Annotated in this window: 25 protein-coding genes; 13 read left to right on the top strand and 12 right to left on the bottom strand. The window is 71.3% G+C overall.

Going from position 1 to position 23,006, the window contains the following annotated elements; translation table 11 throughout:
• Positions 1-1,041: an NAD-dependent epimerase/dehydratase family protein gene (locus tag VFC33_13755; protein ID HZR14301.1), complete on the bottom strand. Its 1,041-nt coding sequence runs from the start codon at positions 1,039-1,041 to the stop codon at positions 1-3.
• Between the two features lie 27 nt (positions 1,042-1,068).
• On the opposite strand from VFC33_13755, the gene VFC33_13750 reads away from it, so the two are divergent.
• The 3 genes from VFC33_13750 to VFC33_13740 all read left to right on the top strand — a co-directional run bounded on the left by VFC33_13750 (position 1,069) and on the right by VFC33_13740 (position 4,182).
• A complete protein-coding gene (locus VFC33_13750) occupies positions 1,069-2,373 on the top strand; it encodes a zinc-dependent metalloprotease (GenBank protein HZR14300.1) in 1,305 nt (434 codons plus the stop codon).
• 221 nt (positions 2,374-2,594) lie between these two features.
• Positions 2,595-3,425 carry a 3-deoxy-7-phosphoheptulonate synthase gene (gene aroF / locus VFC33_13745; GenBank protein HZR14299.1) on the top strand — a complete coding sequence of 277 codons (831 nt, stop codon included), beginning with the start codon at positions 2,595-2,597 and terminating at the stop codon, positions 3,423-3,425.
• A gap of 13 nt (positions 3,426-3,438) precedes the next feature.
• Positions 3,439-4,182, top strand: coding sequence for a 3-hydroxyacyl-CoA dehydrogenase family protein (locus VFC33_13740; protein HZR14298.1), 744 nt, complete (start codon positions 3,439-3,441; stop codon positions 4,180-4,182).
• A 1-nt stretch (position 4,183) separates the two neighbouring features.
• Here the strand turns inward: VFC33_13740 and VFC33_13735 are convergent, their stop codons facing one another.
• Positions 4,184-5,410 (bottom strand): GNAT family N-acetyltransferase, encoded by a 1,227-nt coding sequence (locus tag VFC33_13735; protein ID HZR14297.1) that lies wholly within the window; start codon positions 5,408-5,410, stop codon positions 4,184-4,186.
• Positions 5,407-6,651 (bottom strand): MFS transporter, encoded by a 1,245-nt coding sequence (locus tag VFC33_13730; protein ID HZR14296.1) that lies wholly within the window; start codon positions 6,649-6,651, stop codon positions 5,407-5,409. The genes VFC33_13735 and VFC33_13730 overlap by 4 nt, the downstream gene beginning before the upstream one ends.
• Before the next feature lie 243 nt (positions 6,652-6,894).
• On the opposite strand from VFC33_13730, the gene VFC33_13725 reads away from it, so the two are divergent.
• From VFC33_13725 to VFC33_13705, 5 genes are all read left to right on the top strand, one after another.
• Entirely contained in the window at positions 6,895-8,997 is a 2,103-nt protein-coding gene (locus VFC33_13725) for an RNA degradosome polyphosphate kinase (protein ID HZR14295.1), read from the top strand.
• A complete protein-coding gene (locus VFC33_13720; GenBank protein ID HZR14294.1) occupies positions 8,994-9,860 on the top strand; it encodes an NUDIX hydrolase in 867 nt (288 codons plus the stop codon). The genes VFC33_13725 and VFC33_13720 overlap by 4 nt, the downstream gene beginning before the upstream one ends.
• Positions 9,861-9,879: 19 nt before the next feature.
• Complete coding sequence (locus tag VFC33_13715) at positions 9,880-10,638, top strand: 5'/3'-nucleotidase SurE (protein HZR14293.1); 759 nt, start codon at positions 9,880-9,882, stop codon at positions 10,636-10,638.
• A 73-nt stretch (positions 10,639-10,711) separates the two neighbouring features.
• The gene (locus tag VFC33_13710) at positions 10,712-11,173 is read left to right on the top strand and encodes a peroxiredoxin (GenBank protein HZR14292.1); all 462 of its coding nucleotides are present in this window, start codon (positions 10,712-10,714) and stop codon (positions 11,171-11,173) included.
• A complete protein-coding gene (locus tag VFC33_13705) occupies positions 11,170-11,355 on the top strand; it encodes a hypothetical protein (protein ID HZR14291.1) in 186 nt (61 codons plus the stop codon). The genes VFC33_13710 and VFC33_13705 overlap by 4 nt, the downstream gene beginning before the upstream one ends.
• Here VFC33_13705 and VFC33_13700 read toward each other — a convergent pair.
• Both VFC33_13700 and VFC33_13695 read right to left on the bottom strand, forming a co-directional pair.
• A complete protein-coding gene (locus VFC33_13700) occupies positions 11,331-12,044 on the bottom strand; it encodes a response regulator transcription factor (protein HZR14290.1) in 714 nt (237 codons plus the stop codon). The two genes, VFC33_13705 and VFC33_13700, sit on opposite strands and share 25 nt — an antisense overlap.
• Positions 12,044-13,255 (bottom strand): ATP-binding protein, encoded by a 1,212-nt coding sequence (locus VFC33_13695; protein HZR14289.1) that lies wholly within the window; start codon positions 13,253-13,255, stop codon positions 12,044-12,046. The genes VFC33_13700 and VFC33_13695 overlap by 1 nt, the downstream gene beginning before the upstream one ends.
• Positions 13,256-13,341: 86 nt before the next feature.
• Here VFC33_13695 and VFC33_13690 point away from each other — a divergent pair, with 86 nt between their 5' ends.
• Genes VFC33_13690 through VFC33_13680 form a run of 3 tightly spaced genes read left to right on the top strand, consistent with a single transcriptional unit; the run spans position 13,342 to position 15,195 of the window.
• Entirely contained in the window at positions 13,342-13,959 is a 618-nt protein-coding gene (locus tag VFC33_13690; protein HZR14288.1) for a DUF47 family protein, read from the top strand.
• A gap of 7 nt (positions 13,960-13,966) precedes the next feature.
• Positions 13,967-14,962: an inorganic phosphate transporter gene (locus VFC33_13685; protein HZR14287.1), complete on the top strand. Its 996-nt coding sequence runs from the start codon at positions 13,967-13,969 to the stop codon at positions 14,960-14,962.
• Positions 14,962-15,195, top strand: a complete 234-nt coding sequence (locus VFC33_13680; protein HZR14286.1) for a hypothetical protein — start codon at positions 14,962-14,964, stop codon at positions 15,193-15,195. Before VFC33_13685 ends, VFC33_13680 begins: the two co-directional genes overlap by 1 nt.
• Here the strand turns inward: VFC33_13680 and pstB are convergent.
• The 4 genes from pstB to pstS all read right to left on the bottom strand — a co-directional run bounded on the left by pstB (position 15,176) and on the right by pstS (position 19,035).
• Entirely contained in the window at positions 15,176-16,054 is an 879-nt protein-coding gene (gene pstB, locus VFC33_13675; protein HZR14285.1) for a phosphate ABC transporter ATP-binding protein PstB, read from the bottom strand. The two genes, VFC33_13680 and pstB, sit on opposite strands and share 20 nt — an antisense overlap.
• Positions 16,051-16,926, bottom strand: a complete 876-nt coding sequence (gene pstA, locus VFC33_13670) for a phosphate ABC transporter permease PstA (GenBank protein HZR14284.1) — start codon at positions 16,924-16,926, stop codon at positions 16,051-16,053. Before pstA ends, pstB begins: the two co-directional genes overlap by 4 nt.
• Positions 16,923-17,924: a phosphate ABC transporter permease subunit PstC gene (gene pstC, locus VFC33_13665; GenBank protein ID HZR14283.1), complete on the bottom strand. Its 1,002-nt coding sequence runs from the start codon at positions 17,922-17,924 to the stop codon at positions 16,923-16,925. Before pstC ends, pstA begins: the two co-directional genes overlap by 4 nt.
• Before the next feature lie 70 nt (positions 17,925-17,994).
• Positions 17,995-19,035: a phosphate ABC transporter substrate-binding protein PstS gene (gene pstS / locus VFC33_13660; protein HZR14282.1), complete on the bottom strand. Its 1,041-nt coding sequence runs from the start codon at positions 19,033-19,035 to the stop codon at positions 17,995-17,997.
• A 283-nt stretch (positions 19,036-19,318) separates the two neighbouring features.
• On the opposite strand from pstS, the gene phoU reads away from it, so the two are divergent.
• Positions 19,319-20,014, top strand: coding sequence for a phosphate signaling complex protein PhoU (gene phoU / locus VFC33_13655; GenBank protein ID HZR14281.1), 696 nt, complete (start codon positions 19,319-19,321; stop codon positions 20,012-20,014).
• A 30-nt stretch (positions 20,015-20,044) separates the two neighbouring features.
• Here phoU and VFC33_13650 read toward each other — a convergent pair whose 3' ends face one another.
• Both VFC33_13650 and VFC33_13645 read right to left on the bottom strand, forming a co-directional pair.
• Entirely contained in the window at positions 20,045-20,326 is a 282-nt protein-coding gene (locus VFC33_13650; GenBank protein HZR14280.1) for a hypothetical protein, read from the bottom strand.
• Positions 20,327-20,450: 124 nt separating this feature from the next.
• Entirely contained in the window at positions 20,451-21,926 is a 1,476-nt protein-coding gene (locus tag VFC33_13645; GenBank protein ID HZR14279.1) for a trypsin-like peptidase domain-containing protein, read from the bottom strand.
• A 205-nt stretch (positions 21,927-22,131) separates the two neighbouring features.
• On the opposite strand from VFC33_13645, the gene VFC33_13640 reads away from it, so the two are divergent.
• Complete coding sequence (locus VFC33_13640) at positions 22,132-22,407, top strand: WhiB family transcriptional regulator (GenBank protein ID HZR14278.1); 276 nt, start codon at positions 22,132-22,134, stop codon at positions 22,405-22,407.
• 52 nt (positions 22,408-22,459) lie between these two features.
• On the opposite strand, the gene VFC33_13635 is transcribed toward VFC33_13640, so the two are convergent.
• The coding region (locus VFC33_13635) for a hypothetical protein (GenBank protein ID HZR14277.1) at positions 22,460-23,006 on the bottom strand (547 nt) is incomplete at its 5' end.

Genomic DNA, 23,006 nt, shown 5'->3' with positions numbered 1-23,006 from the left:
CTATGCGTGGTCGCGAAGACGCGCGGAGCGGTCGCGCCGGCGACGGGCCGCGACGACGCCGACCGCGGCCGTCGCCGCGCCGGCGGCCCCGGCCGCGATCACGAGCGGGAGGCGGGAACGGGCCGCGTCGCCGGTCTCGAGGATGGTGTCCTCGTTGGTGTGGGCGGGACTCCACCCGGCCGCTCGGAGCCGGTCGTTGGCCACCACCCACGGGTGCGTGAGGTACGGGACGATGCCGGGCGACACCCCGGGGAGGCCGAGACGGCGAGCCCGCGTCAGCGCCCTCTCCACCAGGCCGCCCGGCAGGGCGGGCACGAGCCGGCGCGGCATGAGCGCCAGCGCGGCATCAGGAGCGAGCCACCCGTCGCATGCGAGGTTGTACGCGCCCGGCAGCGGGCGGCCGACCGCGAGCGCCACCGCGGCGGCGACGTCGTCCACGTGGGCCACCTGGACGGGCGGGTTCGCGCCGCGGATGCGCAGCGCCGGACGCCCCGCGACGAGGCGGGCCGAGAGATGGTCGGTCCCCGAGGCCGCGCCCATGATCGGGGCCGCGCGCAGCACCGTCACCGTGCCGTCCGCGTGCTGGTCGTGCCAGTCGAACAGCAGGCGCTCGACCTCGGCGGCGACGACCGCGGGCGCGAACCGCGGGTTCGGCCGCAGCGGCGCGTCCTCGGTCAGCGGCACCGGGTTGTTCGCCCACGCGCCGTAGACCGTCGCGCTCGACACGCGAACGACGCGCCCGACACCGGCGGACGTCGCCGCTTCGAGCACGCGACGCGTCCCGTCGACGTTCACCCGCCCCATCAGGGACTCGTCGGTGATCGCGTCGGGGAGCGCGGCGAGGTGGACGACGACGTCGACGCCCTCGAGCAGCGGCTTGAGCTCACCGCTCGCGACGTCGACGCGGTGGAACTCGAACCGCCGCGCGCGGCGCGCGGGATCGCGCACGTCGAGCCCGACGATGCGATCGACCTCGGCGTCGGCGTCGAGCAGCGGAAGCACGCGCTGACCGATGACGCCCGAAACGCCCGTGATCGCCACGCACACCATGCTCCATAGACTGACCGCGTGGGCGACCTGCCTCAACCCGGCGAGCACGACGATCCCGACGAGCCGGGACGCCAGCCGTCACCGTTCCCCTTCGGACCGGGTGGCCCGTTCGGCCCCGGCGGCCTCGACCTGTCGCGCATCGACATCGCGCAGATGATGCGGATGCTGCAGTCCGAGGGCCCGGTCAACTGGGAGGTCGCGCGGCAGGTCGCCGAGCAGGTCGCCACGAACGGCGAGCCCGAAGTCGGCTTCGGCGAGTCGGCGCACCGCGAGCTCGAGGAGCTCGTGCGGGCCGCGCAGTCGCACGTCGTCGCGGAGACGGGCTTGACCACCGCGCTGCAGACGCCCATGCAGACGGTGACGCCGCGCGGGTGGGCGAACCTGCACGCCGGCGCGTTGCGCAACGTCGTGGAGCCGCTCGCGAAGACGCTCGAGGACGCGATGACCGCGGCGCAGGAGGCCGACGGCCTGCTCGACGCGGAGTCGATGGGGCCCGACCAACCCGACCTCGGCGCGATGCTCGGCCTCCCGCCCGGGACGGACCCGTTCGGGCGTCTGCTGACGACCCTCGCGCCGCTGCTGCTCGGCATGCAGGCCGGCTCCATGATCGGCTACCTCGCGCAGCACGCGCTCGGGCGGTACGACCTCCCACTCCCGACGGACGACGCGCCGAGCCTCTGCTTCGTCGTCCCGAACATCGACGCGTTCCAGCGCGAGTGGTCGTTGCCCGCGACCGATCTCCGCTTCTACGTCGCGCTGCACGAGGTCGTGCACGCCGCGCAGCGCGCGGTGCCGTGGGTGCAGTCACGCCTCGTACGGCTCGCGATCGACTACGTCTCCGCGTACGAGGTCGATCCCGGTGCGTTCGAGGCGCGCTTCGGCGACGTCGACCCGACCGACCCGGCGTCGCTCGCGAGCATCGCCGAGCGGCCCGAGGCCCTGCTCGGCGCGATGCAGTCCGACCGCCAGCGCGCGGTGCTCGACACGTTGCAGACGTTCACGTCGGTCGTCGAGGGCTACGCCGACAGCGTCCTCGACCGCATCGGCGCGCGGATGATCGGCTCGTACGGCCAGATCCACGAGGCGATGAAGCGCCACCGCCTCGAGCGCGGCGAGGCCGATCGCTTCATCGAGGGACTCCTCGGTCTCCACCTCGACCGCGAGCACTACGAGCGCGGCGAGGCGTTCTGCCGGGGCGTCCTCGAGCGGGCCGGACCCGAGGGCCTCAACCGGCTCTGGGAGCGCGAGGAGATGCTGCCGACGCCGGCGGAGCTCGAGGCGCCCGGGCTCTGGCTCGCCCGCATCGACCTGCCGGACGGGTGATACCGTTCGGGCCCTCATGACGCGCACCTATCCGTTCGGCTGGTTCTTCGTCGGCGCCGGGGTGTCCCGGGCCGCGAGCCGCCGCGGGTAGCGCGCCTCGCCGCCACACAGGGACGACGCCCCGGCCTCGACGCCGGGGCGCTTCGCGTCCGGGCGTCGAACGGGGCCGAGAGGGAGGACCGACCGTGCCCGCACCACACCCGGACCACCGGCTCGTCGCCATGACGGACACGTGCGCGCGCTCCACCGTGCGCGCCGGCAGCGCGGTCGTCGGTGGCGACACGTTCACGCTCGTCGCCGGCGCGTGCGCAGTGGAGACGCCCGAGCAGCTCGGGGCGGCGTGCGACGCGGCGGTCGCGGCCGGCGCGACGTTGCTGCGCGGCGACCTGTTCAAGCACCGGACGTCGCCGTACGCGTTCCAGGGTCTGCGCGAGGACGGCGTCGCGCTCGTCGCGCACGAGCGTGCGCGCGCCGGACTGCCGTGGGTGATCGAGGTGCTCCACCCCGACGACCTCGAGACCGTCGACGCGATCGCGGACGTCGTGCGCGTCGGTGCGCGCAACATGCAGAACTTCGAGCTGCTGAAGGAGTGCGCGCGCTCGGGGAAGCCGGTGATGCTGAAGCGCGGGCTGTCCGCGACGATCGACGAGTGGCTGCTCGCCGCGGAGTACGTCGCGGCGTCGGGCAGCCTCGACATCATCCTGTGCGAGCGCGGCATCCGCACGTTCGAGACCGCGACCCGCAACACGCTCGACCTCTCGGCGGTACCGGTCGTCCGCGAGCGATCGCACCTCCCGGTGGTCGTCGACCCGTCCCACAGCACCGGGTCGCGGGCGCTCGTCGAGCCGATGGCCCTCGCCGCCGTCGCGGCAGGCGCGGACGGGGTGATGCTCGACGTGCACCCCGACCCAGCCGGCGCGCGCTGCGACGGGCCGCAGGCACTCCTCCCCGGCGAGGCCGCCGCGCTCGGCGCGAAGCTGCGGGGACTCGCACGGTGGACGGGCCGAACGGTCGACGAGCCAGTGCACACACTCGACACGACCGCGGCGTGACGGGAGCGATCGCATGACCCAGGAACTGCGGATCGGCGTTCTCGGCGCCGGCGTGATGGGCGCGGGCATCGCGCAGGTCACCGCAACCGCCGGGTTCACGACCACGTGCTACGACGTCGACCCTTTTGCGCTCGACAAGGCGCGTGAGATCACCACGACGGGCCGCTACGGGTTCGAGCGCGGCGTCGAGCGCGGCAAGCTGACTCGTGAGCAGGCCGACGCCGCGCGCGAGCGTCTCTCGTTCACGGCGTCGTTCGACGAGGCCGCGGCGACCGACCTCGTGATCGAGGCCGTGCCCGAGCGCCTCGACCTGAAGATCCGCGTGTTCCGCGACCTCGACCGGGCGGCGCCGGCGGGATCGATCCTCGCGTCGAACACGTCGGGCTTCCCGATCACCGCGCTCGCTGCCGCGACGGACCGTCCCGACCGCGTGATCGGCTGGCACTGGGCATCACCCGCGCCGGTCATGCGCCTCGCCGAGATCGTGCGCACGCGCGAGACGAGCGAGGACACGATCGCGACCGTGCGGGAGACGGCGGCCGCGTGCGGCAAGAACCCGGTCGTCGTGCGCGACGCGCCGAACGCGTGGGGCTTCGTCGCGAACCGGGTCTACTTCGCGATGATCGCCGAGGCGCAGGCCGTCGTCGCGGCCGGCATCGCGACGGCCGACGAGGTCGACCGTCTGATGATGGACTGCTTCAACTGGCCCACCGGCCCCTTCGGCATGGTCAAGGGAGCCGGCAGCGGCTGGTCGTGAGTCAGAACCAGGTCGCGGCGTAGGGGGCGGGCGTTGACGCGAACACCGTGTCCGCGCGGGTGATCGCGCCCGGCGTGCGCTCCTCGACGAGACCGGCGCGTGCGAGCTCGCCGAACGTGACACCACCCAGGTAGGTGCTCGCGAGCTCCGGCGTGTCGAGCACGAGGTCCGCCCGCGCGCCGTCGACGCGCTCGCACGACGCCTTCCCGCCGTCGACGTGCAGCCGGAAGCAGCCGCCCGACGACGGGCGGAACCCATCACGCACGTCGAGCACGACCTCGCCGTCGCTCGCGTAGTTGCGGGCCGCGAGCGCGGCAGGCACGTCGACGATGCGCAGCCACAGGTGATCGCCGAACCGGTCGACGAGCATGTGACGCGATTCCGAGAGCATCCACCGCAACGGCTCGTCGACCGGGATGTTCCACGTCGCGATCGTCTCGACGAGGTCGACACCGCAGATGAACCGCCACAGCGCGCGACGCGCGTCAGGCGTGACGCTCTGCAGGTCACGTACGCCGAGCCGGTGCCTGCTGATCCCGCGCAGCCACCGCTCCTCGAGCGAGTACGTCACGTACCCGTCGGGCTCGCCGTCGTCGCCGACGTGGACGACGTGGAACGCCTTCCCCGATCCGACCTTCGACTCGTCGAACGCGAAGTACTGGCTCGGCCACCACAGTTCGGGACGCGACATCGCGCCCGGAAACGTTCGACGCGCGCGGTCGAAGATCGCGGGGAGCAGCGACCGCGCCTCGCCGTCGTCGACGAGACGGCACTGCCCCTCGCCGCGCGGGCCGTCGATGAAGGCGGCGTGTCGGCGGTCGAGCTCGAACGACACGTGCATCGTCGCGATGCCGTACCCGAAGCGGCGGTAGATCCCGCCCTCGGATGCCGTGAGCGCGGCGATGTGCTCGCCGCGTGACGTGACGTCGTCGAGCTGTGCTCGCATCATCGCAGTCAGCAACCCACGCCTTCGGTGGGTCGGCAGGACACCGACCGCGCTGACCGCCGCGACCGGGATGCACGCGCCGCCGGGCAACGTCAGCTCCATCGAGTACGCGCGCGTCGTCCCGACGACCTCGTCGCCGTCGAACGCGGCGAGCGTGCGGTCGAGATCCTCGAACGCCCACGCCGGCGTCTCCTCCGGCACGTGCACGCCGAAGGCGGTGAACTCCGCACGCGCGAACGCGGCCATCTCGTCGCGCGTCACCGAGCGTACGGCGGACGTCATGTCATCGGCTCCCGCCCCTCGGGTGCGGGGGACGGACCGGGCGGCAGCGGTCGACGGCGGCCCTGCGTGCTCCTCGCGCGCAACCCGCCTGCGTACGACAGCCCGACGAAGCCGAGCGTGAGTGCCAGCACGAAGAACCCGACGCGCTTCGTCATCACCTCGAAGAGCGCGACCGGGATCAGCGCGCCGACGACCCAGCACAGCTGGAACCGGGTCTCGAAGCGCGCGAACGCGCGGCCGCGGATCTCGTCCGGACCGTCACGCTGCACGAGGCTGTCGAACGCGAGCTTCCCCGCGCCCGCACCGAACGCCACCCCCGCCGACGCGACGACGAGCATCATCAGGCTCCCCGAGCGCGCCGCGAACAGCGTGATCACCGCGGGCAGCAGGAGCGACCCGGCGAGGATCACCTCCTCGCGGAGCCGCTTGCGGAGCACGGGCGCGACGATCACGCCGAGGAAGTTGCCGCCCGCGCTCGCGACGAGCACGACGCCGTACCAGATCGCGCTCTCGTGCGCGCTCTTCAACGCGAACGCCGCGAAGAACGTGAGGAACCCGACCGCGCCGCGCAGCACGGCCATCGCCGTCGCCGCGATCGTGATGCTCGGGACGTTCAGCCGGGCGCGCTCGCTCGCCCGCTCACCCGGCGCGAGCGACCTCGCCTTGTCGATCCGGAGCGCGAGCACCGCGCCGACGAGGAACACGCACATGGCGAGGTAGAGCGACCACTCGGCGCCGAACAGCTTCAGCACGCCGGCCGCGGGGAGACCGCCGACCATGCTCGCGATGACGGCGATCAGCGCGAGTCGCGAGTTCGCCTCGACGAGCTCGTCCTCGCCCTTGACCGTCGTCGGCACGAGCGAGCTCTTGGCGACGGACTGCCCCTTCGAGAGCACCAGCGCGCCGAACGCGAGCGGGAACAGCAACAGCCCGTGCAGGTGCTTCGCCATGAAGTAGCAGATCACCGCGCGGCCGAGACAGCCCAGGACCACGAGCATCCGGCGACCGCCGCGCGTCCGGTCCAGCGCGGGACCGATCACCGGTGCGACCACGGAGAACGGCGCGACCGTGAGAACGAGGTAGAGCAACACCTTCGGCCGCGCCGCGCTCGGGCTGAGCGAGAAGAAGATCGACCCGGCGAGCGCGACGGTCAGGCACGCGTCACCGACGACGCTCGCCGCATGCGCCATCGCGAGCCGCGCGAACGGCGTCGACTCGAGGTCGCGGAGGTCCCGGGCCATGACGCACCATGCTCGCGCTCACACGGGCGTCCGCTCTCCCGATCCAGCCGTAGCCGAGGGTTCACCGTCACGGAACGCGGCGTTCGCGCGCGCGACACCGTCCCGACCACGACAGCCCGTACGGTCGGCGGGTCGGCCGGGTGCACCTCCGGTTCGCCACTCCCCCCTCGCGGGCCGGAGGTGCCGCCCGTCCGTCTCGCCGAGCCGAACGGGAATTCGCGAGTGGACCGGTACGATCGCCGCATGCCTCCTCCCGACACGGAGGCGGGCGCACGGGGCGAGGCCGCTCCCGACTCGCGGTTCCTCAACCGCGAGCTGTCGTGGCTCGACTTCAACGCCCGGGTGCTGGCCCTCGCCGAGAACCCGTCCGTCCCCCTGCTCGAGCGGGCGAAGTTCCTCGCGATCTTCAGCCAGAACCTCGACGAGTTCTTCCAGGTGCGAGTCTCGGGCCTGCAGGAGCAGCTCGCGGCGGGTCTGCGCGCGACGTCACCCGACGGCCTCGGCCCGCTGGCGCAGCTCCGCGGCATCCGGCACCGCGTCGAGGAGCTCGTCGCCCGCCAGTCTGCCGTGTTCACGAAGGAGGTCGCGCCCGCGCTCGAGGAGCACGGGATCCGGTTCTGCGACTGGGACGGCCTCACCGACGACGACCGCCGCTTCCTCGACGGCGTGTTCGAGGAGCACGTCTTCCCCGTCCTGACGCCGCTCGCGGTCGATCCCGCGCACCCGTTCCCCTACATCTCGAACCTCTCGCTCAACCTCGCGGTCGTCGTGCGCGATCCCGTCACCGGCGACGAGCGCTTCGCCCGGGTCAAGGTGCCGCCGTTGCTGCCGCGCTTCGTCGCGCTCCCGGACGAGCGCGCGTTCGTGCCGCTCGAGCAGCTCATCGCGGCGCGGCTCGACACGCTCTTCCCCGGCATGGAGATCCTCGCCCACCACCCGTTCCGCGTCACACGCGACGCGGACTTCGAGCTCGAGGACGAAGCCGAGGACCTGCTCGAGGCGATCGAGAGCGTGCTGCGCCGTCGCTCACGCTTCGGCCACGCCGTCCGCCTCGAGGTCGACACGCGCATGTCCGACGAGGTGCTCGGCCTGCTGTGTCGCGAGCTCGACCTGTCCGAGGAGGACGTGACGGTCGTCGACGGGCCGCTCGACCTCGCGGGCCTGTGGACGTTGCACGCGCTGAGCCGCCCCGACCTGCACGACGACACGTGGAAGCCGCAGACGCCCGCCGCGCTGACGCCCGGTGAGGTCGCACCCGACTTCTTCCGCATCCTCGAGACGGGCGACGTGCTCGTCCACCACCCGTACGACTCGTTCGCGACGTCGGTCGAGGCCTTCATCGACCAGGCGGCGCGCGACCCGCGGGTGCTCGCGATCAAGCAGACGCTGTACCGGACCGCGAACCCCGAGAGCGGCATCGTCCGGTCGTTGATCGCAGCAGCCGAGGCCGGCAAGCAGGTCGTCGTGCTCGTCGAGCTGAAGGCACGCTTCGACGAGCAGGCGAACATCGAGCGCGCACGCGCGCTCGAAGAGGCGGGCGCGCACGTCGTCTACGGGCTCGTCGGCTTGAAGACGCACGCGAAGATCCTGCTCGTCGTGCGGCAAGAGCACGGTGGGATCCGGCGCTACTGCCACGTCGGGACCGGCAACTACAACCCGCAGACCGCGACGCTCTACGAGGACGTCGGGCTGCTGTCGGCCGATCCCGACCTCGGTGCGGACCTCACCGAGCTGTTCAACCACCTCACCGGGTACAGCCGCGGCGCGCCGTACCGGAAGCTGCTGGTCGCGCCGGCGACGATGCGGGGCGCGCTCGTCGAACGGATCCGTCGTGAAGCCGCGCGCACCGGCGACAAGGCCATCACCATGAAGATGAACAGCCTCGTCGACCCGGAGGTCATCGACGAGCTCTACGCGGCGTCACAGGCGGGGACGCGCGTCGACCTCGTCGTCCGTGGCATCTGCTGCCTGCGTCCCGGTGTCGACGGTCTGTCCGACAACATCCGTGTGCGTTCGATCGTCGGCCGGTTCCTCGAGCACTCCCGCATCTACCGTTTCGGCGCGGATCCCACGACCGCGGAGCACTGGATCGGGTCCGCCGACCTCATGCCCCGCAACCTGGACCGCCGCGTGGAGACGCTCGTGCCCGTGCTGGACGACCGCCTGCGCGCGCGGCTCGACGAGATCCTCACGGTCGAGCTCGCCGACGACGTGCTCGCGTGGGAGCTCGGACCCGACGGTTCGTGGCGGAAGCTGCCGACGGTCGCCGGCGTCGACTCGCAACGGGAGCTGCGGACGCTCGCGATCCAGCGGGCGCACGTGCCCGGGGTCAACGAGGCGCCGTGACGAACGGTGACGGGCTCGTCCTCGCGGCGGGCGGGATCGTCCGGCGCGTGGCCGGTGGCGGCCGCGAGTGGGAGCTCGCGCTCGTGCATCGCCCGCGCTACGACGACTGGAGCTTCCCGAAGGGGAAGCTGCTCCCCGACGAACCGCCGGCGACGGGTGCACTGCGCGAGGTCGAAGAGGAGACGGGGTTGCTCTGCCGTCTGGGTCGAGAGCTCGCGCCCGTGCGCTACCTCGACCATCGTGGGCGCCCCAAGGAGGTCCGCTACTGGCTGATGGTCCCGGTCGACGACCGCGGCTTCACCGTCGACGACGAGGTCGACGAGCTCCGCTGGTGCACGACCGCCGAGGCGCGCACGCTCCTGTCGTACGACCACGACCGCGTGCTGCTCGATCACGTCGCGACCGTCGTCGTCGCGCTCGTCAGGCACGCGAACGCCGGCGAGCGAGGCGCGTGGCGCGCTCCCGACGCCGCGCGCCCCCTGTCGGCGAAGGGCCGCGCACAGGCCCACGCGCTCGCCGCTGTGCTCGCCGATCTCGGCGTCACCCGCGTCCTGTCGAGCCCGGCGACGCGCTGCGTCGAGACGGTCGAGCCGCTCGCGGCATCCCTCGACGTCGACGTCGAGGCCGTCGACGACCTCGCCGAGGGTGCGGGCCCGGCGCGCGCACTCGCGCTGGTCACCGCGGCGCGAGAGTCGACCGTGCTGTGCACGCACGGCGACGTCGTCCGCGACGTGCTGAGCGGCCTCTGGAGCGCCGGCGTCGAGCTCGGCCCCGACCCACGGTCCGCGAAGGCGTCGACATGGGTGCTCGAGGTGCGCGACGGGCACATCTTGACGGCCGAGTACGTCCCGCCACCGCGCTAAGAGCCAGATGCGCGTACTCGTGACGAACGACGACGGGGTCGAGTCGCCCGGCCTGTTGGCCTTGACCGTCGCGCTCGTGCGGGCCGGGCACGACTGCACGGTGGTCGCACCGACGTCCGACCGCAGCGGCGCGAGCGCGGCGATCGGGCCGCTCCACCGGCTCGGGCCGATCCCGCTCGTCGAGCACCACTGGCCCGAGGTCCCCAGCGTGCGCGTCGTCGCGATCGACCAGCCGCCCGCCGCCGCGGTGTACGCGGCGTGCCTGGGCGGCTTCGGCGACCCACCCGAGCTCGTCGCGTCGGGCGTGAATCCCGGACCGAACACCGGGCACCTCGTCCTCCACTCCGGAACCGTCGGTGCCGCGCTGACGGCCGCCGGCCTCGGCGTTCCCGGCGTGGCGGTGAGCATCGCGATGGGCGAGACGTTCGCCTGGGAGACGGCTTCGACGATCGCGGCCGCGTGCGTCGACTGGGCGGCCCAGCCGCACGGAGGACCGCGCGTGCTCAACGTCAACGTCCCGAACTGCGTGTTGCACGAGGTGAAGGGCGTTCGCGAGGCACACCTGGCCCCGTACGGAACGGTGTGGGCAGGCAGCGCGGACACGGCGGACGGCCACGTCCAGCTCGAGTTCACCGGCAACGACGTCGAGGGCGATCCCGACACCGACCTCGCGCTCGTCCGCGCGGGCTTTGCCGCCGTCACGCCGCTGCACGGCATCGCACGCGCCGACCTCCGTGGTGCCGCGACCGCGGCGAGTGCCGCGCTCGAGACGCGTTGACGACTCCAGCTTGAGCGCGCGCCACACCGGGAACAACAGTCGTCCGACCCCCGTCGAGAAGGAGGTAGACCTCGTGAGCGTCGACGTCGGCGACACCGCGCCCGACTTCACCCTGAAGGACCAGAACGGCAACGACGTCTCGCTGTCCCAGTTCCGCGGCACGCGCAACGTCGTCCTCGTCTTCTACCCGTTCACCTTCACCGGTGTGTGCCAGGGCGAGCTGTGCGAGATCCGCGACGACCCGTCGAGCTTCGCCGCCGCGGACGCGCAGGTGCTGGCCGTGTCGTGCGACACCCGCCATGCGCAAGCCCAGTGGGCGCAGCAGCAGGGCTTCGACTTCCCGGTGCTCAGCGACTTCTGGCCGCACGGTGCGACCGCGAAGGCGTACGGCGTGTTCAACGAGGATCTCGGTTGCGCGAACCGCGCGACGTTCGTCATCGACAAGGACGGCAAGGTCGTCGCGACGTTCTCGTCCGCGAACCTCGCCACCCCGCGGGCCCGCTCGGAATACGAGGAAGCGCTGGCGAAGCTTTGACGCGCCCCGAGACGACCCGCCTCGACGACGAACGCGACGACGCCGCGGCCTGGCTCGACGAGGACCCGCGGACGATCGCCGCACTGGCGCGCGGCGTGGACGACGACCTGCTGCCCGAGCGCGAGCGACGCCGGCGGGTTCGCGGTCGCGCGTACGCCTACGTCTCGCGCGGGCGCTCGTAGCGGTAGCCGACGCCGCGCACCGTGACGATGCGCTCGGGGTGTGCAGGATCGGGCTCGACCTTCGCCCGCAGGCGCTTCACGTGCACGTCGAGCGTCTTCGTGTCGCCGTAGTAGTTCGGGCCCCACACGCGGTCGATGATGACGTCGCGAGGGAGGACGCGGCCCGCGTTCTCGAGCAGCAGCTCGAGGAGCTCGAACTCGCGGAGCGGGAGCGCGACGGTGGTGCCCCGCACCACGAGCTCGTGCCGCCCGACGTCCAACCGCACGTCGCCCACCTCGATCACGTCGGACGAACCCTCGTCGCGTCCGTCCGTCGACGGCGCTCGCCGGAGATGGGCGCGCACGCGGGCGATGAGCTCACGGAGGCGGAACGGCTTCGTGACGTAGTCGTCGGCGCCCACTTCGAGCCCGACCACCGCGTCGATCTCCGCGTTCCGGGCGGTGACCATGAGGATCGGCACACGCGCGCCCCGCGCCCGCAGCTCCCGGCACACGTCCACGCCCGACATCCGGGGGAGCATCACGTCGAGCAGCACGAGCGCGGGTCGCGACGCCTCGAACCGCTCGATCGCCTCGACGCCGTCGGCGGCGACGTCGACGAGGAACCCCTCGCGCTCGAGCGCGACGGACAGTGCCTGCCGGTAGGACTGCTCGTCGTCGACGACGAGGATCGTCGGCGGATCTGGCATCAAGAGACCTTCGTGTCCCCGCGACCGTGTCGCGGCGTGCTGATCGGGAGCTGCAACGTGAACGTCGAGCCCTCACCCTCGCGTGACTCGACGCCGACCTCGCCGCCGTGTGCCTGCGCGACGTGCCGCACGATGGACAGGCCGAGGCCCGTGCCGCCGGTCGCGCGGCTGCGCGCCCGGTCGACGCGGTAGAACCGCTCGAAGATCCGCTCGCGGTCCCGGGCCGGGATGCCGATCCCGTGGTCGCGTACCGAGATCGCGACGCGATCGCCGATCACGCGCGCGTCGACCTCCACGGGCTCTCCGGCGTCCGAGTACTTCACGGCGTTGTCGAGGAGGTTGGTGAGCGCGCTGACGATCTGCCGCTGGTCGCACCGGACCGCGAGGTCGGCCGGGACGGGCGCGACGATGACCGGGATCTGCGCGATCTCGGCCGCCTCGTGCACGTGGTCGACCGCGTCCGTCAACAGCACGTGGACCGGCACCGGGTCGCGAGTCGGCGTCTCCTGTGCCTCGATGAGGCTGAGGTCCAGGAGGTCGTCGATGATGTGGCCGAGGCGGTCCGCCTCACGAACCATCCGGTCGGCGAGCTGCCGCGCGACAGTCGGGTCGTCGCCCATCGCGATCGTCTCGGCGAGCAGCGCGAGCGCCCCGATCGGGGTCTTCAGCTCGTGGCTCACGTTCGCGACGAAGTCGCGGCGGATGTTCTCGACCCGGCGAGCCTCCGTGACGTCACGAATGAACGCGACCGCGCCGAGCGCGCCGCCTTCGTGGACGACCGGCATCGCCTCGATCACGACCACCTGTCGCGGCGGACCGAACAGCTGGAGCTCGCGCCTTCCCGAGGTACCTGTCCGCGCTCGATCGAGCAGCTCTGTGACGACGTCCGCCGCGAGTGCATCCGAATGGCGCGGGTCGACGAACCGTTGCGCCGCGTCACTACGCATCACGACGCTGCCGTCCGTGTCGACGACGACGACGCCGTCGGGCGAGCCTGCGAGCGCAGCGGCGAGCCGGTCGCGATCGACGAGCGCCTCGTGCGTGCGCTCGTCGGCGTCCTCGGCGGCCCGCTCGAGGCGAGCAAGGGCCGTCTCGACCCCACCCGCGCGCGCGGTGCCCGTCTCGCCGACACGGCCGCGCACCGCGCGATAGGCGACGACGAGCGCCGCGACGGCGATCGCGAGCGACAGTCCGATGACCGCCCACGTCACGGCCGTAACCTTCGGGCGAGCGTTCGGTTGGTGCAGCGCCAGCCGCCGCGCAACACTCCGCCGGCCGATTCACGGGGGTGCCACGGATGCGGTTCCGGCTCGTCCCGCGCGACGAGGGCTTCTACCTGCTGTTCAACGAGGCGGCCGAGAACCTCGCGGAAGCTGCGCGGCTGCTGCGCGACCTGCTCGACGACCCGGCCAACGCCGAGGTCACCGTCGCCGCGATCAACGCGTGCGAGCGGCGCGGCGACGAGCTCACCCGCACGGTGCTGCGCCGTCTGAACGCGTCGTTCGTCACCCCGTTCGACCGCGAGGACATCCACGCGCTCACCGAGGAGATCGACGACGTCGTCGACGACATCCACGCCGCCGCAGACCTGCTGGTCCTGCACGGGGTCGACGAGGCCCTTCCCGAGATGCGCGACATCGCACGGATCCTCGTGCGGGCCGCCGAGGCGAACGTGCAGCTCATCGGGAAGCTGCCGAGCCTGCGCAACATGGACGGCGACCTCGAGGAGATCGACCGGCTCGAGAGCGAGGCCGACCACGTCTACCGTCGGTCCGTGGCCCGGCTGTTCTCCGGTGAGTACAAGGCGTTCGCCGTCCTCAAGTGGAAGGACGTCGTCGAGGCGCTCGAGGGATCGGTGAACGCCGTCGAGAACATCTCCGACATCGTCGAGAGCATCGTGCTGAAGCACGCCTGACGCACCCGTGGAGACCCTCGCCCTCTGGACCGTCATCCTCATCGCGCTCGGATTCGACTTCGTCAACGGGTTCCACGACTCGGCGAACTCGATCGCGACGGTCGTCTCGACGCGCGTCCTGTCACCACGCCTCGCCGTCGTGTGGGCCGCGTTCTTCAACTTCATCGCGTTCCTCGTCTTCGGAACGCACGTCGCGAACGCGATCGCCAAGGACGTCGTGCACCAGGACGTCCTGTCGATCGGGGTGGTGTTCGCCGGCTTGGTGGGCGCGATCGCGTGGGGCCTCATCACGTTCTGGCTCGCCCTCCCGACGTCGTCGAGCCACGCGCTCGTCGGCGGGCTCGCCGGCGCCGCCGTCGCCAAAGCGGGCACGCACGTGCTCGTGATCAACGGCATCCGGACGATCGCGGTGTTCATCGTCCTGTCACCGCTGATCGGCCTGGCGCTGTCGTTCGTGCTGATGGTCGTCGTGTACTGGTTCACGTACCGGTACGAGCGGGTCGAGCGGCTGAACCGCGGGTTCCGGCGGACGCAGCTGGTGTCGGCCGCCGCGTACAGCCTCGGCCACGGTGCCAACGACGCGCAGAAGACGATGGGCGTCATCCTCGCGCTGCTGATCGCGGCCGGACACCTGGGCAAGCACGCGGGCGTACCCTTGTGGGTCGTGATCGCCTGCAACGCGGCGATCGCGCTCGGCACGCTGATGGGAGGGTGGCGCATCGTGAAGACGATGGGCTCGAGGCTGACGCGGCTGCAGCCGGTCGGCGGCAGCTGCGCGGAGACGGCGGCCGCCGCGACGCTGTTCTTCACGTCGTACGCCGGCATCCCGGTCTCGACGACGCACACGATCACCGGTGCGATCGTCGGCGTCGGCTCGGCGCAACGGTTGTCCGCGGTGCGCTGGGGTGTCGCGGGACGCGTCGTGTGGGCATGGGTCCTGACGATCCCGGGCGCGGCGATCGTCGCCGCGGTCACGTACTGGATCGTGGCGGCACTGCACTGATGGACCGGCGCGGCCTGTTCTTCCTCGCCTCGGCGGCCGTGTCGATCGCGCTCGCGCCCGCGACGGACGCAAAGCACCGCTGGGTGCCCGAGTGGCTCGCGCTGCTCTACGTCGTGCTCGCGATCCTGTCGTTCCTCGACTACTGGTCGCGTCACCACCTGCCACCCGGGACCGGCGCGGCCGAGCCGCAGCCACCGGCAAGGGACGAGGAGCTCACCCGAACCGGCCGGTGATGTAGCCCTCGGTGCGCGGATCGGACGGGTGTGTGAACAACGTCGACGTGCGGGCGAACTCGACGAGACGCCCCGAGCGATGCCCGCTCTCGTCCACCTCGGTGGTGAGGAACGCGGTGCGGTCCGAGACGCGCGCTGCTTGCTGCATGTTGTGCGTGACGATCACGATCGTGTAGTCGCGCTTGAGGTCGTCCATCAGGTCCTCGATGCGTGCCGTCGCGATCGGGTCGAGCGCCGAGCACGGCTCGTCCATCAGCAGCACGTCGGGCTGGACCGCCAACGCGCGGGCGATGCACAACCGCTGTTGCTGACCGCCCGACAGCGCGAGCCCGCTCTTCTTGAGCTTGTCCTTCACCTCGTCCCACAAGGCCGCCTGCGTCAACGCGCGCTCGACCGTGTCGTCGAGGTGCTCCTTCATCTTGTTGATCCGCGGGCCGTAAGCGACGTTCTCGTAGATCGACTTCGGGAACGGGTTCGGACGCTGGAACACCATGCCGATGCGCCGGCGGACCGACGCCGGGTCGACCCGGCTGTCGTAGAGGTCCTCGCCCCGGAAGCGCACGAGACCCTCGACCTTCGCGCCGACGACGAGGTCGTTCATGCGGTTGAGGCACCGGATGAACGTGCTCTTGCCGCACCCCGACGGACCGATCACGGCCGTGATCTCGTTCGCGGCGATGTCGACGGTGATGTCGCGCAGCGCGAGCGCGCCGCTGTAGTGCACGGCGAGGTTCCGAACCTCGAACACGATCTCCCGCGCCTCTTCCGGAAGGTCGTGCTCCAGCCCGACAACGGGGTCGGTGCGACCGGGCGTCGACAGCTCGCTCATGGAACGGCTCCCTGTGGGGATGGTCGTCATGCCCGCCTCCGGCGGTCGAAGCCCGCGGCGACGATACGCGCGAGAAGCGTGAACACGAACACGATGACGATCAACGTCAGCGCGGCACCCCAGGCCCGGTCGGCCGCGGCCGTGAACGGCGATTGTGCGTTCTTGAAGATGAGCAGCGGGAGCGCGACGTTCGGGCCGTGGAGCAGGCTGGTGTTCGTCTTCGTGACGTAGAGGATCGTGAACAGCAGTGGTGCCGTCTCGCCGGCGGCGCGCGCGATGGCGAGCAGGGCACCGCTGAGGATCCCGGGCGCCGCGGCCGGTAGTACGACGCGCCGGATGGTCGTGGCCTTTCGGCCGCCGAGCGCGTAGCTCGCCTCGCGCTGGTCGTGCGAGACCAGCCGCAGCACCTCCTCGCTCGTCCGGATGATGATCGGGAGCATGAGACAGGCGAGCGCGAGCGCGCCGCCGAAGGCGCTGTACTGGTACCGCAGGGTCCAGATCGTGAAGATGAAGAGCCCCATCACGACGGACGGCACCCCGGTCATCACGTCGGCGAGGAAGCGCACCACGCTCGCGGTGCGGCGCTTCCCGCCGTACTCGTTCAGGTAGATGCCACCCAAAAGACCGAGCGGCACCGCCATCGCGGTCGCGGCGCCGACGATGATGAGCGTGCCGACGATCGCGGGGCCGATGCCGCCGCCGGGCAGGCGATCGATGATCGGGAGGTCGTCGGTGAGGAACGACCAGCTGATGACACCTGCGCCGCGCTGGACGACGTAGCCGACGATCAGCACGAGCGGGACGAGCATGACCAAGAACGACAGGACCATGAACGCGGTCGCGAGCGCGTTGCGGACCTTCCGCCCGCGACTCTCGGCGACGAACAGCGTCCCGGCGCTCACCGCACCGCTCCGGTCGAGACGTCGTGTGCCGAGCGGCTCACGATCCACCGGGCGAAGATCCCGATGACGATCGTGATGACGAAGAGGAGCACGCCCAGCCCGATGAGCGCGGCCCGGTGTGTCCCCGTCGCCTCACCGAACTCGTTCGCGATGATCGCGGCCATCGTGTTGCCGTTGCTGAAAAGCTTCGGCGTCACGCGCGCGTTCGCGCCGACGACGAGCGCGACGGCGATCGTCTCACCCAGTGCGCGGCCGAGCCCGATCATCGTCCCCGCGACGAGGCCGCTCCGCGCGTACGGGAACATCGCACCGCGGATCATCTCCCATCGCGTCGCGCCTAGCCCGTATGCGGCCTCCTTCTGCTCCGACGGCACCGTCGCGAAGACCTCGCGCGCGATCGACGTCACGATGGGGATGATCATCAGCGCCAAGATGAGGCCCGCCGTCATGAAGCTCGCGCCGCTGATCGGGTCGCCGCTCAGCAGCGTGCCGACGACCGGGATCGGTGCGAAGAAGCTCGCGACGTTCTCGTAGAACCCGGGCACCGCGCGACCCAGCACGGCGATGCCCCAGAGCCCGAAGACGACGGAGGGAATCGTCGCGAGGAGGTCGACCACGTAGACCACGGGCCGGCGAACCCAGCCGGGCGCGACCTCGGTGACGAACAGCGCGATCCCGAAGCTGACCGGCACCGCGAAGACGAGTGCGATCGCCGACGTCACGAAGGTCCCGTAGATCAGGGCGAGCGCGCCGAACTTGCCGTGGGCCGGATCCCAGGTCGTCGACGTGACGAACGAGATGCCCTCGCTCGTGAAGGCGGGCCACGCCTCCTTGGTCGTCGACCACGCGATGAGCGCGAGGACCACGAAGACGACAAGGCCGCCACCCAGCGCGAGGTAGCGGAACGCCCGGTCGCTGTGCGCGCCGGACGGGTTGGGGGTCTCGCTGAGCTTGTGCGGGGCCGGCGCCTGCGGCCGGGGCCGGAGATCGGTGCTCATCGCAACTCGCGTTCGGGCCGCTGGCGGCTGGGGAGCGGGCCGCGCGCGGCTCCGCTCCCCACCGCCTCGTTCACGGGACGACGATCTGGTTCAGCTGCGCCTGTGCCTTCGACAGCATGTTCGAGGGCAGCTTGGCGAAGTCGGCGGTCGCCGCCAGGTTCTGACCGTCGGACGACAGGACGAACGTCAGGAACGCCTTCAGCACCGTGCCCTTCGCGTGGTCGGTCTGGTTCTTGGAGACCATGATCCACGTCGGGCTGGTGATCGCGTACGACGCGTCGCCCGGCGCGTTGATCGGGTCGTAGCTCAGGTCGGGGTTGATCGTGGCCGTCTGGAGCGCCGCCGATGTGGCGTCGAGCGACGGGGCGACGAACTTGCCCGCCGCGTTCTTCACCGAGGCGAACTTCAGGCCCGAGGCCTTCGCGTCCGAGTAGTCGATGTAGCCGATGGCGCCGTTGGTCGCCTTGACGGCGTTGGCAACACCCGGGTTGCCGTTGCCCGCCTGCGTGTCGCTCGGCCAGTTGACCGTCTTGTCCGCGCCGAGCGTCCACACCGTGGGCGCGGCCTTCTTCAGGTACGTCGTGAAGTTGTTCGTCGTACCCGAGGAGTCGGAGCGGTGCACGACCGTGATGCTCGTCGACGGCAGCGAGACACCGGGGTTGTCCGCCTTGATCGCGGGGTCGTTCCAGGTCTTGATCTGACGCTCGAAGATCTTCGCGATCGTGTCGGCCGACAGCTGGAGCTTGTCGAGGCCGCTCACGTTGTACGAGACGGTGATCGGTGCCGCCACGAACGGGAAGTACAGGAGTGCACCGCCCGTGTACTTGGGAAGATCCGCGGGCTTCGGCAGCGCGTCGGTGCCGGCGAAGTCGACCAGCTTGCCCTGGAGGTCGGTCTGGCCCTTGCCGGAGCCGCCACCCGCGTAGTTGATCGTCACGCCGGGGTGCTGCTGGGTGAACGCCTGGATCGCGGCCTGGTCGTACGGTTGCTGGAACGTCGACCCCGAGCCGTTGAGCGTCGCGCTCGGAAGGCTGCTCGACGCGCCCGTCGTCGCGCTGCTCCCCTTGGACTTCGAGCTGCTGCTGCCGCACGCGGCAGCGACGAGCGCCAACGCTACTGCTGTGACGACGAGTGACGACGCGCGGAGTCGGCCGCGTGAGGTCTTCATCGGATTGCCTGCCTCCTGCCGGTGGGTCGGACCCTGCCTCGGTCGATGCTGTTGTCCATGTCGCGGCGAACGCTACGGAGGACACGTAGCCGTACCGTGGCCCCCGCGCGACGAAGAGGTAAACAACCGGTGAAGCCCGGCGACGGTCCGCATCGCCCCCGGCGTCGACCACGGATGATGGGACGCGCGACGACACGATCCGAACGTTCCCGACGAGGAGTCCCGCGTGACCACGATCCCCGAGGCCCGCAAGGCGTTCCAGGAGGCGCTGGAGGAGCTGCGCGCCGACGTGATCCGGCTCGGTGCGCTGACGACCGAGGCGATCGCCGGCGCGACCCAGGCGCTCCTCGACGCCGATCTCGTCGCCGCGGAGCGGGTCATCGAGCACGACGACCTCGTCGACGGGCTCTGTCACCTCGTCGAGGACAAGTGCTTCCTGCTCCTCGCGCGCCAGCAGCCGCTCGCGACGGACCTGCGCGCCGTCGTCACCGTGTTGCGGATCGGGCACGAGCTCGAGCGGTCGGCCGACCTCATGGTGAACGTGGCGAAGACGACGCGCCGGCTGTATCCCCACGAGCTCGACCCGCGTGCGCGGGGGATCATCGATCGGATGGGCGGGCAGGCCGCGAACCAGACGCGGGTCGCGGTCGACGCCTTCGCGGACGCCGACGGCTCACGCGCCGCGGCGCTCGCCGACATGGACGACGTCATGGACGACCTGTCGAAGAGCCTGTTCCGTCACATCCTGTCGTGGGACTCGGCCGACGAAGGTGCGATCGAGCAGGCCGTGCAGCTCGCGCTCGTCGCCCGGCACTACGAGCGCGTCGCGGATCACGCGGTGACGATCGCGGAGCGCGTGCAGTTCATGGTCACGGGCGTCCACCCGGGCGCGCAGGAAGAGGACGACGCGATCCCGAGCTGACGCTCGGTCACGACCGCGCGACGACGGTCGTCAGGACGTCGTCTCGGGCTCCTCGTAGCCGAGGTCCCACTCGAGGATGAGACGTTCGCGCTCGGCGTCGCGCGCGACCCGCTCACGGTTCCGGCGGAACTGGGGATCGTGCGGGGGCAGGAGCTGCAGCCGGGCCATCGCCCGCTGGCGGAACTCGTCGATGACCTGGCGATCGCCGAAGACACCCTGTACGTCCCAGTGGGGCGCGGCGGGACCGAGGTACACGACGCGCACGTGGCCCTGGGGCGGGAGCTGCTCGAGGTCTTCGGGTTCCGACGACATGTCGGCAGCTTAAAGGCGAGCGGCCGCGAGGCGGGTATCCCGCCAGGCCGTGCGTTGCCGCGGCTACCCGAGGTTCTCAGGGCGCGAGGCGGGTATCCCGCCGAGCAGCGAGCCGGGGCCCCGGCTACCCGAGGTTCTCGGGGCGCGAGCCGAGGGTCACGTCGATCGAGCGGCTCGTGCCGTCGCGGTTGACGACGATCGTCACCTTGTCGCCCGGACGATGACTGCGCACGGCGTTGCCGACGTCCTGCGCGCTCGTCACGTTCGTGTCGCCGACCTTCACGATCACGTCGTTCTGCTGGATGCCGGCGCTGTCGGCCGGTGACCCGGACTCGACGCGCTGCACGACCGCGCCCGACGACACCTTCAGGTCGAGCTGGCGCTGGATCGCGGCCGTGACGGTCTGCGTCACGACGCCGAGGTACGCGGGCTGCACGCTCTTGCCCTGGCGCAGCTCGTCGATGATCGGTTTCGCCTGGTCGATCGCGATCGCGAAGCCCACGTTCTGGGCCTCGGCCGGGTTCGCGATCGCGGTGTTGATGCCGACGACCTCGCCGTTCGAGTTCACGAGCGGTCCGCCCGAGTTGCCGGGGTTGATCGCGGCGTCCGTCTGGATCATGTGGTCCAGCGTCGTGCCGACCTCGGTGTCGATCGAGCGGTTGAGCGCGGAGACGATCCCGCGCGTGACGCTCGGCTGACCGGGCAGCGCGAGCGCGTTGCCGATCGCGATCACCTCGTCGCCGACGACGAGCTTGTCGGAGTCGCCGAGCGCCGCGGGCGTCAGGTTCGACGAGCTGACCTTGACGACGGCGAGGTCCGCGGACGGGTCGGTGCCGACGACCGTCGCGCGCTCGTGGGTGCCGTCGTTGAACGTGACCTCGACGCGCCCACCCGAGCCGTCGACGACGTGGTTGTTGGTGACGATGTAGCCGTCGCGCGAGATCACGACGCCCGTGCCGGCACCGCCGTTGCCGTTCCCGTTGCCCGAGCCGCCACCGAACAGACCGTCGCCCGCCGCGCTCCCGGTCGTGATGGCGACGACGGCGGGCTCGACCTTCTCGAGCACCGCGTGCACGTCGGCCGGCTTCGCGAACACGGACGTGTTGCGCGCCGCGGCCACCGCGGTGTTCGGGCCGTTCGAGTGATCGTCGTCGAACGCGAGGAACATCCCGCTCGCGACGAGCGCGGCGACGATCGCGCCCACGATCGCACCGAGCAGCACCTGACGCAGCCCACCGCCGCGACCCCCGCCGGCCGGGGCCGAGGAGGCAGGGGGACCTCCCCAGCCGCCGGACGGGGGTGCTGGCGCGGACCACGGCGTGCCCGGGGGCGGGCCGTATCCGGCACCGGGGGTGCCGCCGGCCGCGGCCGCCCACGTACCGGACGGGGTGCCGGCGGGAGGCTCGTCCGGCTGCGCCGGCGCGGGCGGGACCGCGGGGGTCGGGCTCGTCGCGGGCTCGGACGCGTCGGGAGCCGCCGCCGACGGCGAGGGGCTCGTGGGCGTCTCGGGTGGGTTCCACGGACTCGTCGTGCCCGGGAGGGTCGGCTCGTCGGCGGCGGGCGTCTCGGCGCCGCCACCCGCGTCGTCGTGCTCGCTCACGTCTCCGCTCCTGTCGAGTGCACCGCCGCCTGCACCGATCCCCGTGGCACGTGCCCGAGTCGGCACGCATCGTGGGGAACGCCCTATCGTGCGACCAGGTTCCATGCCGACCCTGAGGATCAGCTGAGAACGCGTGCCTGGCGCCCGCGTTCCCGGCATCCTGGGGAACCGACCCGTCGCCTCCGTCGTTCAGAGAGGCAACGCCATGGACGTCTTGCCGCCCCCCGAACACGAACACGAGAACTCGTGGATGCTCGAGGCTCGCTGCCGAGAGTACGACCCCACCGTGTTCTTCCCGTCCGACGGTGTCGGTGTCGACCGTGCGCGTCACATCTGCTTCCAGTGCCCCGTGCGACTCGCGTGCCTGGAGTACGCGCTCGACTTCCGCATCGACCACGGCGTGTGGGGTGGTGCGTCCGAGCGCGAGCGCCGTCGGATCCTGCGGTCCCGGCGCATGCTGAGCTCGACGCCGATCGACTGACGCGCGTCGCGCCCGCTCACTCCCAGCTGAACGGCGCAAGAACGACGCGCCGTCAGTCCCAGCTGAACGGCGCGAGAACAAAGTGCGCGAGCGATCCGAGCGCGCCGCGGCCGCGGGCCGCGGGAAGGGCGTCGAGCGCCGCGACGAGGTCCGGTCGTGGTGCGTCGGTCACGCACGAGTACGCGATGTCGTTCGCGCCCCACACGATCGTGTCGACGCCCGGCGTCTCGTAGACGCGGACGCGACGACCACCGATCGTCTCGTCGCGTCCTCCGCGCGGCAGCGCGGACTCGTCGAGCGGACCGCGCTGCTCGAACACCGACATCGTGAACAACCCGTCGCTGTAGTAGAGCTGCACACCACCGCCCGGCTGCTCGTACGCGTCGACGAGGTGGTACCCCCGGCCCACCGTGCGCGGCGCGCGATACGCGCTGCCGACCTCCGTGACGGGCTTCGGTTGCGCGACGTGCGTCGGGTGCGGTGATGCGGCGCGACGCGTCGCGATCGTCGTCGGCGCGGTGAGCGTCACGAAGCCCACGGCGCGATCGACGCGACCACCCGAGCCGATCTGCTCGCGTCGCAGCATCAGGTTCGTCGCG

Source organism: Acidimicrobiia bacterium, from assembly GCA_035651955.1.
GTDB lineage: Bacteria > Actinomycetota > Acidimicrobiia > IMCC26256 > JAMXLJ01 > JAMXLJ01.
Note: the sequence above shows the minus strand (reverse complement) of the source record. Positions and strands in the feature narration are given on the sequence as shown.